Genomic DNA, 13555 nt, shown 5'->3' with positions numbered 1-13555 from the left:
GGCGTTACGAGCAGCTTTACTGAAACACCCAACAGGTAATTAATGATTTAAAATCAGTTGCTTGAAGATGAAATCCGGACCTGCATTGGGAAAAAGGAAAGGCCCCGGCAAGCTTCCCGCCGGGGCCTTTTTGCGTCTGCCTTATTGTAACAATTCTCAGGTTGCCTGCCGCCGCAGGAAGGCCGGGATATCAAGATGGTCGTCTCCCTGTGGCGCCGGCGCAACAGGTGCCGGGCGGCCATGGGCGTCGAGACCCTGCGGCGCGGGCCGGCGGGCGTACTCCGAGACCGGCTCGTTGGCGGCGATTTGCTGCGCCACCGACCGCTGCGGCTTGCGCTCGGGCAGCGCCGGCATCGCGGGACCAGCAGTGCGGGCGGCGATCGGGGCCTCGGTCTCCTCGTCGCGACGGCCGAGGCCGACATTGGCGAGTCGCTGGAGCAGCGACAGGCGGGTCTTCTGGGGCGTCTCTTCTTCCACCTCGCCACGGGCCTGACGCAGCTCGGCCTGGGCCGGCATCGGCAGCTCGTCGAGGCGCGGCATCCGGGGCGCGCGAGGCGGCGCACGCTCGGCCTGCGGCGGGATGAAGGTTTCCGGCGTCATCGGCTCCTGGATGGCAAGCGGGGCCTGCTCGGGTTCCGGAAACAGCGTGGGCTTCTGCGCGATCGGACGCACGGTGACGTCGCCATAGGTCTGCGGCGCGGGCGGGACTTCGGAAACGGCCGCTGCGATGGCGGCGAGCGCCGCACGCTCGACATTGGGACGGGCGGCGGCGGGCGCGGCCGCAACCGGGGCGGCGGCCGGGATCTGCGCTTCCATCTTCTGGGCACGCTCGGCCAGGCGCTGATTGTCGGCGCGAAGGCGCGCGGTGAGATCGGCAAGACGGCTCTCGGCAACAGCAGCGGGAGCCGCGGGGGCCTGCTGCAGCTGCTGCGGCGCGGCGTTCGCGACCGGAGCGGAGGTCGCCTGGCTGTTGCGGGCGATCGCGGCCTGCTCGATGCCGGTGGCAACGACCGAGACGCGGATCAGGCCGTCGAGCGCTTCGTCGAAGGTGGCGCCCACGATGATGTTGGCGTCCTGGTCGACTTCCTCGCGGATGCGGGTCGCGGCTTCGTCGACCTCGAACAGGGTGAGGTCCTTGCCGCCGGTGATCGAGATCAGCAGGCCCTTGGCACCCTTCATCGAGGAATCGTCGATCAGCGGGTTGGCGATCGCAGCTTCCGCGGCGGTCAGCGCGCGCTTGTCGCCGGAGGCCTCGCCCGTGCCCATCATCGCCTTGCCCATTTCCCTCATCACCGCTCTCACGTCGGCGAAGTCGAGGTTGATCAGGCCTTCCTTGACCATCAGGTCGGTGATGCAGGCGACGCCCGAATAGAGCACCTGGTCCGCCATCGCGAAGGCGTCGGCGAAGGTGGTCTTCTCGTTGGCAACCCGGAACAGGTTCTGGTTCGGGATGATCAGCAGCGTGTCGACCACCTTGTGCAGCTCGGCAATGCCGGCCTCGGCGGTGCGCATGCGGCGGCCGCCCTCGAAGTGGAACGGCTTGGTGACGACGCCGACGGTGAGGATGCCCATGTCGCGGGCGGTCTTGGCAATGACGGGGGCAGCGCCGGTGCCGGTGCCGCCGCCCATGCCGGCAGTGACGAACACCATGTTGGCGCCCGACAGATGATCACGCAGCTCGTCGATCACTTCTTCAGCAGCCGCAGCGCCGACGTTCGGCTGCGAACCCGCGCCGAGCCCTTGCGTTACCGCCGTGCCCATCTGCACGATGCGCTGCGCCTTCGACATCGTCAGCGCCTGCGCGTCGGTGTTGGCGACCACGAAATCGACGCCCTGAAGGCCCGCCGTGATCATGTTGTTGACGGCGTTGCCGCCGGCGCCGCCGACGCCGAACACGGTGATGCGGGGCTTCAACTCGTGAATATCAGGAACGTTGATGCTGATGGTCATGTTTGCCTCTCGATCACGCGCGCGTGGGTTCGCCCCGGCCTGCGGCCGCGGGAGTTGGTGAAATCAGACATTTGCGGAAAGCGGTCATCAAAAGCCCTCGCGTAGCCATCGTCCGACCTTTCCGAAATAGCCGCCGGTCCCTGTCTTGACCTGCTGCCGCGTATGCCGCGGTTCGACATGTTCGAGGTGAACATATTGCGGGTAGACGAGAAGTCCGGCCGGCACCGCGAACGCGGCGTTCTTCGCCTCGTTGGGCAGCCGGCCAAAACCGAGCGGACGTCCGACCCGCACGGGCCGGCCGAGAATTTGCGTTCCAAGCTCGACGAGGCCGGTCAGCTGCGAGGCGCCGCCCGAGAGCACGACACGGCCCTTGGGCTCTGCCGCGAAGGGCGAATCCTTCAGCTTGTCCCGAACCATTTCGAAGACTTCCTCGGCACGATGCTTGACGATGTTGGCGATAGTGGCGCGCGAAACGATCTGCGGCAGATCCTGGTCGTCACCGGCCGTCGGTACAGACATCAGCTCACGCGAGTCCGATCCGCCGGTGATGACGGTGCCGTATAACGTCTTGATTCGCTCGGCATCGGCAATGGTCGCCGAGAGTCCGCGCGCAAGATCCATCGTGATGTGTTGCCCGCCGACCGCAAATCCGGCCGCGTGCACGAAGCGGCCGCCGGAATAGACCGCGATCGTGGTGGTGCCCGCGCCCATCTCGATCACGGCGGCGCCGAGATCGGCCTCGTCGTCGGTCAGCACCGACAGGCCGGCCACATAGGGGCTCGCTGCCATGGCTTCGACATTGATGTGGCAGCGTTCCACCGCCAGCATCAGATTCCGCGCCACGGTGGCATCGCAGGTGACGACATTCATGTCGACGCCGAATTGATGCGCGACCATGCCGCGGGGATCGCGGATGCCCTTGACACCGTCGAGCGTGTAGCCGACCGGCAGCGCATGCAGCACGGTGCGGCCCTCGCCGGTGGCGTGGCGCATGCCGGTGGAGGTGACGCGGCTGACATCGGCCGGCGTCACCGCGCCGCCGCGGATATCGGCTGCAGCTTCGACGAGCTGGCCGGAAAGCCTGCCGCCGGAGACGGACAGCAGCACGGACTCGACCCGCACCTTGGCCATTTTCTCGGCAAGCCCGACGGCCTGGCGCACCGACTGCTCGCATTCGGCGAGATCGATCACCGCGCCGGCCTTCATGCCGCGCGACTGGATCTGGCTGTAGCCGATCAGTTCCACCGCATGGGTGCGGCCTTGCAGGGCTTCGCTCGGCGCCGACGGTTTCAGCCGCGCGATCATGCAGGCGATCTTGCTGGTGCCGATGTCGAGGCAGGCAACGAGGCCCCCGCGCTTGTGCGGCATCGGGCGCGTCTTCGGCGTCTGGGTGCGATCAAGACCGGTCATGCGGCGTCCCCGGCCTTCTTTTTCTTCTTGTCCTTGAACAGATCCTCGCGCGCCTTGGCGGCGTCGTCGGACAGCTGCACCACCAGACGGTCAGGCAGGCGCATGTCGATCGCGACGATGTCCTTCGAGAACAGGCGCTCGTCCTTGTCGAGCTTGGAGAGCGCGGCAAGTGCGTTGCCGACGTCCTGCTCCGGCAGGCGGACGTCGAGGCCGTCCTTCAGCCTCAGGTTCCAGCGCCGCTCACCGACATAGATCGCGGCCTTGGTCACCGAATTCACCTGCGGGTAGCGCGCCAGCAGCGCCAGGAAGTCGCGTGCCTGGGTGTCGGCGCCCTTGCCGACCACGAGCGGCAACGACAGGAACCGGCGCGAGACATAGGGCTCGAGCAGCGCGCCGTCGTCGGCGATGACGGAGAGCCGGCCGGCCTCTTGCCACAGCGCGAACGCCTTGCGCTCGGTGATCTCGATCAACAGCTGGCCCGGATAGAGCTTCAGCACGGTCGCATCCGCGATCCAGGGATTGGCCTTGAGCTTGTCGCGGACGTCGTCGGCATCGAGGAACAGCAGCGAGGAACGGCCGCTGACGCCGCCGATCGCGAGGATCTCGTCCTGGCTCAGCTGCTTGCGGCCGTTGATCACGACCGAGGTGATGCGGAAGCCGGCCGAATTGGCCATGGCGTTGCGCGCATCGCTGACCGCGGTGACGAAATCCTGGAGATGGCCGCCCTTGACGATGCCGAGGCCGCAGCTGCCGATCAGCAGCAGCACGGTCATGGTGATCCCGACCCGGCGCGGCAGATAGCGCTCGACCAGCGCCACCAGGCGCGGCGGCGGCTCACGCTCGACGACGACCCTGGGCTTGGTTTTCTTCTTGAGGGCGATGCGCTTCTCGGCGCGTTTATCTTCCACCCACTCGCGCAAAAGCACGACCGCTCCGATAGCGGCCGCCTTCAGGTCAGCTTGGGGCCTCAGCGATCTCATAAACGATCGGGTGAGGCTTCCTGCTCCATCCATTGCACGAGCTCGTCAACAGTTTGCCCACGACATTGCGCGGGTCCTGGCGAACATGACGTCTCGGACGTGCCGGGCCGGGTGATGGTCTTCGGCAGAAGAAGCCGCTCCCCTTCAAGCGTTCACCGATCGGGAACAATCCGAAACGGCTCACGCGCCGGCAGCCAAAACGCCATATGCGCCGCCAGCGTTAACCTTCGGACGTCCTGGTAAACAAAAGGTAAAATTCGTTAACGCGGGATGCTTTTTGCCCAGGCAAGTGAGGCAGTTGCGCCACGATGTCCGGCATTTTACCGGCTTTGGGCACCAAACTGGGCGTTTTTGCCGGTCCGGCCGTTAACCAATCCTAATTATTTCCGCACCCGCCGCTCGGCGAGCTCGATCAGGCCGCGGAGGAAGTCGACGAATGCGATGCCCTCGGCTTTCAGCGCCTTGGGGTAGAGCGAGGACTTGGTCAGCCCGGGCAGCGTGTTGGTTTCGAGATAGACCAGCCCCTTCTCCGAGACGATGAAGTCGGAGCGGGAATAGCCGGTGCAGGACATCGCCCGATGCGCCAGCATCGCCTGCTCTTTGAGCGCGGCGGTGATTTCGGGCGTGAAGCGGCCCGGGCAGATCTCCTGGGTCGTCGACAGCAGATATTTTGCGGCGTAGTCGAAACTGCCCTCGCCCGGAATGATCTCGATCGGCGGCAGCGAGATGATCGATCCATCCGGCCGCTCCAGCACGCCGCAGGTCGCCTCGATGCCCGCGATGTAGGGCTCGATCACATATTCTTCGTGCTTGGCGGCGTTGCGGACGGCGACGAGATCCTGCTTGGCGTTGACGAAGATCAGGCCATAGCTCGAGCCGTCGCGCGCCGGCTTTGCGATCAGCTTGCCGTATTCGGCGAAGGCGTCGTCGATGTTCTCGAGCGCGATGCCCACAGGCGGCGTCACGCCGCCGATCGCGGCAAAGCGCTTGGCCGCGATCTTGTCGAAGGCAAGATGCGAGGAGGCGGAGCCGGAGCCGGTGAAGGGCACGCCGCGCGTCTCGCACATCACCTGCAATTCGCCGTTCTCGGCGCTTCCGCCGTGCAGGCTCAGCACGAGAACACGGTCTTCCACCCTGGCCTGGTCGAGCGCCTGCGGAAGCGGAATGCCACGCGTGCCGGGCTTGAACTCGTCCTCGAACGGACGGCCATGCTCGAGCAGCTGCTTCGATTGCACGACATGCACCTTGTCCTCGACGTCCCAGAACCAGAGATCGGCCTCGGGCAATGCCTGATGCAGCGCCTGGGCTGATGCCACGGAAACCAGACGTTCGCGGTTGGAGCCGCCGAAGAGGATGGTGATACGCATGTTTCCTCGCATTTCGTCATTCCGGGATGGTGCGCAAGCACCAGACCCGGAATCTCGAGATTCCGGGTTCGCGCTCCGCGCGCCCCGGAATGACCGTTAAATAGGGATTCCAATCCGCTTGATTTCCCACTGCAGCTCAATTCCGGAACTTGCCTTTACCCGTTCGCGCACGGTCTCTCCGAGCGTCTCGATGTCGTGCGCGGTGGCATCGCCGGTGTTGATCAGAAAATTGCAGTGCATCTCGGAGACCTGGGCACCGCCGACCCGCAGGCCGCGACAGCCGGCCGCATCCACAAGCTTCCAGGCTGAGTGGCCGGGTGGATTCTTGAAGGTCGAGCCGCCGGTCTTTTCGCGGATCGGCTGCGCGCTCTCGCGGTGGCTCTGCACCTGCGCCATCCGCGCGCGGATCGCCTCTGCATCCCTGATCTCGCCGCGGAAACGCGCGGAGGTGAAGATGATGGAAGGATCGACGCCGCTATTGCGGTAGACGAATTTCATGTCGGCGTTGGGGAAGATGTACCTGGTGCCGTCGCGCCCGACGCCGCGTGCCTCGATCAGCACGTCCTTGGTCTCGCCGCCATTGGCGCCGGCATTCATCCGCAGCGCGCCGCCGATCGTGCCGGGAATGCCGAAGAAGAATTCGAGCCCACCGATATTGGCGCTGGCCGCGACCTCCGCGACGCGCTTGTCGAGCGCGGCCGCACCGGCGGTGACGGTATCGCCGCTCGCGGTGGCCTCACCAAAGGCGCGCGGCGCAAGACGGATCACCACACCGGCAATGCCGCCATCGCGCACGATCAGGTTGGAGCCGACACCAACGACATAGACCGGAATGTCGCTGGCGAGATGCGCGAGGAAATAAGCAAGGTCATCCTCATCCACCGGCGTGAACAGCACCTGCGCCGGACCGCCGACGCGAAACCAGGTGAGCTCGGCGAGCGATTGGTTCGCCAGCAACCGGCCGCGCAGATCCGGCATCGCGGCTTTGAGTGAGGGGGTGATGTCGGGGAAGGTCACGGCCTTACCCCAACGCCTTCAATTGATCCGGCAACGCATAGGCCCATTGCGTGATGTTGCCGGCGCCGAGACAGACGACGAGATCACCCGACTTTGCCAGCCCCTTGACGATTTCAGGAAGCTCCGTCGCCGCCGGCAGCGGGATCACCTCGCGATGGCCGTGGGCACGCAGACCTGCGACGAAATGATCGCGGTCGATGCCGTCGATCGGCGTCTCGCCCGCGGCATAGACATCGGCGACGACAACGGCGTCGGCATCGTTGAAGCAGGTGCAGAATTCCTCGAACAGCGATTGCAGGCGGGTGTAGCGATGCGGCTGCACCACGGCGATGATCTTGCCGTTGGTGGATTCCCGCGCTGCCTTGAGCACGGCTGCGATCTCGACGGGATGATGGCCGTAATCGTCGATCACGGTGACGCCGTTCCACTCGCCGGTCTTGGTGAAGCGGCGCTTGACGCCGCCGAAGCCGGCGATCGCCTTGCGGATCGCATCGTCGGAGACGCCGAGCTCGCGCGCCACCGCGATCGCGGCGGTCGCGTTGGAGGCGTTGTGGCGGCCCGGCATCGGCAGCATCAAATCAGGAATCTCGTGCACGGCGCCGGTCTTGCGATCGCGGAAGGCGACCTTGAATTTCGACCCGCCACCCATCGGCGTCAGGTCGAGCAGTCGCACGTCGGCCTGCGGGTTATGGCCGTAGGTGATGATACGGCGATCCTCGATCTTGCCGACGAGGGTCTGCACCACGGGATGATCGATGCACATCACGGCAAAGCCGTAGAACGGCAGGTTCTCGACGAAATGGCGGAACGCGTCCTGCACCGCGTCGAATGTCTTGAAGTGGTCGAGATGTTCAGGATCGACGTTGGTGACGATTGCGACATCGGTCGGCAGCTTCAGGAACGTGCCGTCGCTTTCGTCGGCTTCCACCACCATCCAGTCGCCGGCGCCTAGACGCGCGTTGGAGCCATAGGCGTTGATGATGCCGCCGTTGATCACGGTGGGATCGAGCCCGCCGGCGTCGAGCAGGGTCGCGACCATCGTGGTGGTCGTGGTCTTGCCATGCGTGCCGGCAATCGCGACGCAGCTCTTCAGCCGCATCAATTCGGCCAGCATCTCGGCGCGGCGCACCACGGGAATGCGCCGCTCGCGCGCCGCCATCAATTCCGGATTGTCGCGCTTGATCGCGGTAGAGACCACCACGACCTCGGCGCCGTCGACATTCTCGGCCTTGTGGCCGACGCAGACCTTCGCGCCCTTCTTGCGCAGGCGGTCGAGATTGTAATTGTCGGAGGCGTCCGAACCCTGCACGGCATAGCCGAGATTGACCAGCACCTCGGCGATGCCGCTCATGCCGATTCCGCCGATCCCGACGAAGTGGATGGGTCCGATCTCGCGCGGCAGTCTCATGTGGTTTCCTTGGGGTCATCGTCCGCGAAGGTGGACGATCCAGTATTCCGCGACGCCTGAGATTCAAATCAGCTGCGTCGTGTACTGGATGCCCCGCTTTCGCGGGGCATGACAAGGGGCTTTTTTGGCCATTCCGGGGCGGAACAGGCGTCAGAGTCCCGCAACCTTAACCACCAGATCGGCCAGCCGCTCGGCGGCATCGAGCCGGCCTGCCCCTTTGGCTGCGGCCGCCATGGCGGCGAGGCGCGCCGGCTCGGCGGCAAAGGCGGAGATCTCCGAGGCGAGCCGATCGGAGGTGAACTCGGTCTGCGGGATGCGGATCGCGCCGTCAACCCTGGCCAGCACGCCGGCATTGGCGAACTGGTCCTGGTCGATCGAGCCCGGCAGCGGCACCAGGATCGAGGGCCGCCCGATCGCGGCGAGCTCGGCCACCGTGCCGGCGCCGGAACGCGACACGATCAAATGATTGGAGGCGAGCCGCGCCGGCAGATCGGTGAAGAACGGCGCGAGCTCTACCTTGATCTTGAGCTTGTCATAGACCGCGCGCACGCGGGTCATATCCTCGTCGCGTACCTGCTGGGTCAGCACGAGACGGCCCCACAAAGCGGGCTCGAGCCGCTCGATCGCGCCGGGCACGATGTCGGCCATGATGCGCGCCCCTTGGCTGCCGCCGACGACGAGCAGGCGCAACGGTCCGTTCCCTTCAGGTGCGGCATAGGGCACCGCCGCCGCGGCGAGCACCGCGGGCCGCATCGGCGTGCCAACCGTGGTGGTCTTAGCCGCAAGCGCGGGATCGCGATCGAGCACGCCCGGAAGCGACGTCGCGATGGCCTCGACGCGACTCGACAGGAAACGGTTGGCGCGGCCGAGCACCGCATTGGCGTCGTGGATGATGCCGGGCACGCCGGCGAATTTTGCCGCAACCAGTGGCGGCAATGTCGGATAGCCGCCGAAGCCGACGACGGCAGCGGGCTTCAATCGCTTGATCAGGCTGTAAGCGGACAGCGTACCGGTGGCGAGCGTGAGGCCGGCATAAGCGAGCTGGATCGGATTGCGGCCGCGCGCGGTCTCGCTCGCGACGACGTCGATCATGTCCTTGCTGAACAGCCCGCTGTAGCGCAGCGCGCGGTCATCGGTGACGAGACGCACGCGAAAGCCGCGCCGGATCAACTCGACGCCGAGCGCCTCGGCCGGAAACAGGTGGCCGCCGGTGCCGCCCGCGGCGAGAAGAATCAGGGGAGATTGATCCATAATTCACGTTTTACAGTGTCTCCCCCGTCATTGCGAGCGCAGCGAAGCAATCCAGAATCCCTCCGCGGGGACAGTCTGGATTGCTTCGCTGCGCGCGCAATGACGAAGAACTACGCGTAGCTCCGCATCGCCTCGGCGTGGCCACTCGCCTCAACCTCGGTGCGCGGGCGCAGCCGCGTCAGCGCCAGCATCATGCCGACGCCATAGGCGAGCGACACGATCGAAGAGCCGCCATAAGAGATAAACGGCAGCGTCATGCCCTTGGCGGGGATGAGCTGGAGGTTGACCGACATGTTGATGGCGGCCTGGACGCCGAACAGGATCGCTAGCCCAGAGGCCGCAAAGCGCGAGAACATGTCCTCATTGGCATAGGCGCGCGACAGCGTGCGGATGACGACGAAGGCAAACAGCGCCAGCATGGCAAGGCACAGGATGATGCCGAACTCCTCGGCGGCGACCGCAAACACGAAGTCGGTGTGACTATCAGGCAGACTGCGTTTTGCGATGCCCTCGCCCGGTCCGAGCCCAAACCAGCCACCGTTGTAGAAGGCCTCCATTGCGGTATCGACCTGAAAAGTGTCGCCGGAGGCCGGATTCATGAAGCGCTTGATGCGGCCGGCGACGTGCGGGACAAACAGATAAGCGCTGAACAGGCCGGCGGCGCCGAGGCCGGCAAGCCCGAACACCCAGATCATGCGCATGCCCGCGATGAAGAACAGCGAGCCCCATACCATCAGGATCAGCATGGTCTGGCCGAAGTCCGGCTCCATCACCAGCAGCGAGACCAGCATCAAGAGCAACACCAGCGCCATCGAGGTCGCCGGCATCTCCGGTCGCCTGGTCGATTCCGCGAACAGCCAGGCGGCGATGACGACGAAGGACGGCTTTGCGATTTCGGAGGCCTGGATATTGACGCCGACGAGCGTGATCCAGCGCCGCGAGCCCTTCACCTCGGGTCCAATAGCGAGCGTCACCACGATCAGGATGATGCTGAGCGCGAAGATGATCAGCGCCGAACGCCGGATCGCGCGCGGCGACAGGAAGGAGACGCCGAGCAGGACCATGAAGGACGGCGCCAGGAACATCACGTGACGGCTGAAGAAATGGAAGGGATCGAGCCCGATGCGGGTTGCAACCGACGGGCTCGCCGCCAGCGACAGGATGACGCCGGTCAGCATCAAGAGCAGGATCGCGCCGAACAGCGGCTTGTCGACGGTCCACCACCACTCGGAAAAGGGGGTGCGTTCTTCACGGGAGAGCATGGGCGGCCGCTTTCGGACAGAGGTCCGTCCATTGGTCGCCGAGGTTGGTTACCGGAGGGTTAAGGGAATGCGGATGTTTCGAGATGAGCTCCGCAGACGCCACAAAACACTCTGTCATGCCCCGGCTCGACCGGGGCATCCAGTACGCCGCGGCCCCTCGGCTCAAGCACGGTCTCTGGAATACTGGGTCCCCCGGTCCTACTGCGCAATTGGGCACTGGCCGGGCGACGACAGCGGAGGAGCAGCCGCGCCCTCACACCACCGGCTTCACGCCCGGCAGCGCCTGCACCAGGTCGCGGAACTTGGTGCCGCGGATTTCGAAGTTGCGGTACTGGTCGAACGAGGCGCAGGCCGGCGACAGCAGCACGACGGCGTCGGCAAGCCCTGACGCTTCCGCATCGCGCGCGGCGTGCTCAACCGCGACATCCAGGGTCTGGCTGATCTCATGCGCGACCGCGCCCAGCGTACCCGAAAATTCCTGCGCGGCCTCGCCGATCAGATAGGCCTTGCGGATGCGCGGGAAGAATCCCGTCAGGCTGGTGATGCCGCCCGCCTTCGGCTTGCCGCCGGCGATCCAGAAAATGTCGGCAAAGGACGAGAGCGCATGGGCTGTAGCGTCCGCGTTGGTGCCCTTGGAGTCGTTGACGAACAGCACGTTGCCGCGGCGGCCGACCTGCTCCATGCGATGCGCCAGCCCCGGAAAGCTGCGCAGGCCGTTCTGAAGCACATCGAGGCTGATGCCCATCGCAAGCGCAGCGGCAGCGGCGCACGCCGCATTCTGCGCATTGTGCAGGCCGCGCAGCGAGCCGATGCCGCCGAGCTTGGCGATCTCGCTGCGGGCGCCGCCCGCGGTCCGCACGATGCTGCCGTGCTCGACATGAATACCTGAAGCGAGCGGATTCTTGACGGAGATCCGCACCACGTTCTTGCCGGCGCGATCGAGCCGGTCGGCGATGTCGCGGCACCAGCCGTCATCGACACCGACGATGGACGTGCCGCCTGCCTGCACGCTCGCAACCAGGCGCTCCTTCACTTCGGCGTAATGCTCGATCGTGCCGTGACGATCGATATGGTCTTCGCTGACATTGAGCAGGATGCCGACGGAGGGATCGAGCGAGGGCGTGAGGTCGATCTGGTAGGACGACATCTCGATGACGTGGACGCGGCCCGTGCGCGGCGGCTCCAGCGACAGGATCGCGGTGCCGATATTTCCGCCTATCTGGGTGTCGTAGCCGGCAACCCTCGTCAGATGCGCGATCAAGGCCGTCGTCGTCGACTTGCCATTGGTGCCGGTGATGGCGACGAACGGCGCGTTCGGCGCGTGACGACGCCGCTCGCGGCAGAACAGCTCGATGTCGCCGATCACCTCGACGCCCGCCTCGCGCGCCTTCAGCACGCTCCAGTGCGGCACCGGATGGGTCAGCGGCACGCCGGGCGCGAGCACCAGCGCTGCGAAATTGTCCCAGGAGGCGTTGCGCAAATCCGCGGTGATGAAACCCGCCTGCGCCGCCTTGGTGACATTCTCGGCATTGTCGTCGGCGGCGATCACTTCGGCGCCACCGGCCGTCAGCGCATGGCACGAGGCCAGCCCCGAGCCGCCGAGGCCAAACACCGCGACCGTCTTGCCGGCAAAGGATGTGACCGGGATCATGAATTCTTCTCCGTCATTCCGGGGCTCGCGAAGCGAGAACCCGGAATCTCGAGATTCCAGATCGCCGCTTCGCGTCGTCCGGAATGACGATTCAGAGCAGACAACATCATCACCGCAGCTTCAGCGTGGAAAGGCCGGCGAGCGCCAGCATCACCGAGATGATCCAGAAGCGGATCACGATCTGCGGCTCGGTCCAGCCAAGCTGCTCGAAATGGTGGTGGATCGGCGCCATGCGGAAGAAGCGCTTGCCCGTCAGCTTGAACGATACCACCTGCACGATCACCGAGACCGCCTCCAGCACGAACAGGCCGCCGATCACCGCAAGCACGATCTCGTGCTTCACCGCGACCGCGATCGAGCCCAGCATGCCGCCGAGCGCGAGCGAGCCGGTGTCGCCCATGAAGATCGAGGCCGGCGGCGCATTGAACCAGAGGAAGCCGAGCCCGGCACCCAGCAGCGCGCCGCAAAGCACCGCCAGTTCGCCGGTGCCGGCGACATATTTGATCTGGAGATAGTCGGCGAACACCGCGTTGCCGGCGAGATAGGCGATCAGCCCAAAGCTCGCGGTCGCGATCATGACAGGCACGATCGCGAGGCCATCGAGACCGTCGGTGAGGTTCACGGCATTGCCGGCACCAACGATGACGAAGGCGCCGAACACCACGAAGAACCAGCCGAAATGCAGCACGGTGTCCTTCAGGAAGGGGACCGTCAGCGCGGTCGAGGCGGGATCGCGGTTCAGCCGCACCAGCGCGTAGCAGGCGACCAGCGCGATGATCGCTTCGATCAGCAGGCGCAGCTTGCCGCCGAAGCCGCTCGTGGTCTGCTTGGTCACCTTGAGGTAATCGTCATAGAAGCCGACGAAGCCAAAGCCGAGCGTCACCGCCAGCACGATCCAGACGTAAGGATTGAGCGGATTGGCCCAGAGCACCGTGGCGACTGTCAGTCCGGACAGGATCATCAGCCCGCCCATGGTGGGCGTGCCCTTCTTGGCCAGATGCGATTGCGGACCATCGGTGCGGATCGGCTGGCCCTTGCCCTGGCGGATGCGCAAATGATCGATGATCCAGGGTCCGAACAGGAACACGAACAGCGCGCCGGTGGCAATTGCACCGCCGGTTCGGAAGGTGATGTAGCGGAAAACGTTGAGAACGGTGCGCACGGCACCGAAGCCCGGAAATGTGTTGGAGAGCTCTATCAGCCAGTAAAACATTCAGTCGGTCCTATGGCGCCTTTCGCGCGGCCTTCGCTCAGGCCCC

General features: G+C 65.4%; 10 protein-coding genes. All 10 read right to left on the bottom strand.

What is annotated here, in order from left to right:
- Positions 1-156: 156 nt before the first annotated feature.
- Positions 157-1950: a cell division protein FtsZ gene (gene ftsZ, locus XH98_RS16280; RefSeq protein WP_271602543.1), complete on the bottom strand. Its 1794-nt coding sequence runs from the start codon at positions 1948-1950 to the stop codon at positions 157-159.
- 87 nt (positions 1951-2037) lie between these two features.
- Positions 2038-3360 carry a cell division protein FtsA gene (ftsA, locus tag XH98_RS16275; protein ID WP_057754425.1) on the bottom strand — a complete coding sequence of 441 codons (1323 nt, stop codon included), beginning with the start codon at positions 3358-3360 and terminating at the stop codon, positions 2038-2040.
- Positions 3357-4373, bottom strand: coding sequence for a cell division protein FtsQ/DivIB (locus XH98_RS16270; RefSeq protein WP_271619220.1), 1017 nt, complete (start codon positions 4371-4373; stop codon positions 3357-3359). The genes ftsA and XH98_RS16270 overlap by 4 nt, the downstream gene beginning before the upstream one ends.
- A 347-nt stretch (positions 4374-4720) precedes the next feature.
- Positions 4721-5707, bottom strand: a complete 987-nt coding sequence (locus tag XH98_RS16265; protein ID WP_271619219.1) for a D-alanine--D-alanine ligase family protein — start codon at positions 5705-5707, stop codon at positions 4721-4723.
- Positions 5708-5803: 96 nt separating this feature from the next.
- Positions 5804-6724 (bottom strand): UDP-N-acetylmuramate dehydrogenase, encoded by a 921-nt coding sequence (gene murB, locus XH98_RS16260; RefSeq protein ID WP_271619218.1) that lies wholly within the window; start codon positions 6722-6724, stop codon positions 5804-5806.
- A 4-nt stretch (positions 6725-6728) separates the two neighbouring features.
- A complete protein-coding gene (gene murC / locus XH98_RS16255; RefSeq protein ID WP_271619217.1) occupies positions 6729-8132 on the bottom strand; it encodes a UDP-N-acetylmuramate--L-alanine ligase in 1404 nt (467 codons plus the stop codon).
- 150 nt (positions 8133-8282) lie between these two features.
- Entirely contained in the window at positions 8283-9383 is a 1101-nt protein-coding gene (gene murG / locus XH98_RS16250; protein WP_442868594.1) for an undecaprenyldiphospho-muramoylpentapeptide beta-N-acetylglucosaminyltransferase, read from the bottom strand.
- A 110-nt stretch (positions 9384-9493) separates the two neighbouring features.
- Positions 9494-10645, bottom strand: a complete 1152-nt coding sequence (ftsW, locus tag XH98_RS16245; RefSeq protein ID WP_271602538.1) for a putative lipid II flippase FtsW — start codon at positions 10643-10645, stop codon at positions 9494-9496.
- A gap of 253 nt (positions 10646-10898) precedes the next feature.
- Positions 10899-12296 carry a UDP-N-acetylmuramoyl-L-alanine--D-glutamate ligase gene (gene murD, locus XH98_RS16240; protein WP_271619216.1) on the bottom strand — a complete coding sequence of 466 codons (1398 nt, stop codon included), beginning with the start codon at positions 12294-12296 and terminating at the stop codon, positions 10899-10901.
- 109 nt (positions 12297-12405) lie between these two features.
- Positions 12406-13509 carry a phospho-N-acetylmuramoyl-pentapeptide-transferase gene (mraY, locus tag XH98_RS16235; RefSeq protein ID WP_057754400.1) on the bottom strand — a complete coding sequence of 368 codons (1104 nt, stop codon included), beginning with the start codon at positions 13507-13509 and terminating at the stop codon, positions 12406-12408.
- Positions 13510-13555: the final 46 nt, after the last annotated feature.

Source organism: Bradyrhizobium sp. CCBAU 51745 (genome assembly GCF_028128715.1).
In the GTDB taxonomy this organism is placed as follows: domain Bacteria; phylum Pseudomonadota; class Alphaproteobacteria; order Rhizobiales; family Xanthobacteraceae; genus Bradyrhizobium; species Bradyrhizobium manausense.
The sequence above is the reverse complement of the archived record's forward strand: the minus strand, read 5'-3'. Positions and strand labels throughout refer to the sequence as shown.

What these genes read in the sequence shown, in the direction of transcription:
- XH98_RS16265 (WP_271619219.1), bottom strand. Translation starts at nt 5,707, where the DNA reads ATGCGTATCACCATCCTCTTCGGCGGCTCCAACCGCGAACGTCTGGTT.
- murG (WP_442868594.1), bottom strand. Translation starts at nt 9,383, where the DNA reads ATGGATCAATCTCCCCTGATTCTTCTCGCCGCGGGCGGCACCGGCGGC.
- mraY (WP_057754400.1), bottom strand. Translation starts at nt 13,509, where the DNA reads ATGTTTTACTGGCTGATAGAGCTCTCCAACACATTTCCGGGCTTCGGT.
- murD (WP_271619216.1), bottom strand. Translation starts at nt 12,296, where the DNA reads ATGATCCCGGTCACATCCTTTGCCGGCAAGACGGTCGCGGTGTTTGGC.
- murC (WP_271619217.1), bottom strand. Translation starts at nt 8,132, where the DNA reads ATGAGACTGCCGCGCGAGATCGGACCCATCCACTTCGTCGGGATCGGC.
- ftsZ (WP_271602543.1), bottom strand. Translation starts at nt 1,950, where the DNA reads ATGACCATCAGCATCAACGTTCCTGATATTCACGAGTTGAAGCCCCGC.
- ftsW (WP_271602538.1), bottom strand. Translation starts at nt 10,645, where the DNA reads ATGCTCTCCCGTGAAGAACGCACCCCCTTTTCCGAGTGGTGGTGGACC.
- ftsA (WP_057754425.1), bottom strand. Translation starts at nt 3,360, where the DNA reads ATGACCGGTCTTGATCGCACCCAGACGCCGAAGACGCGCCCGATGCCG.
- XH98_RS16270 (WP_271619220.1), bottom strand. Translation starts at nt 4,373, where the DNA reads ATGGATGGAGCAGGAAGCCTCACCCGATCGTTTATGAGATCGCTGAGG.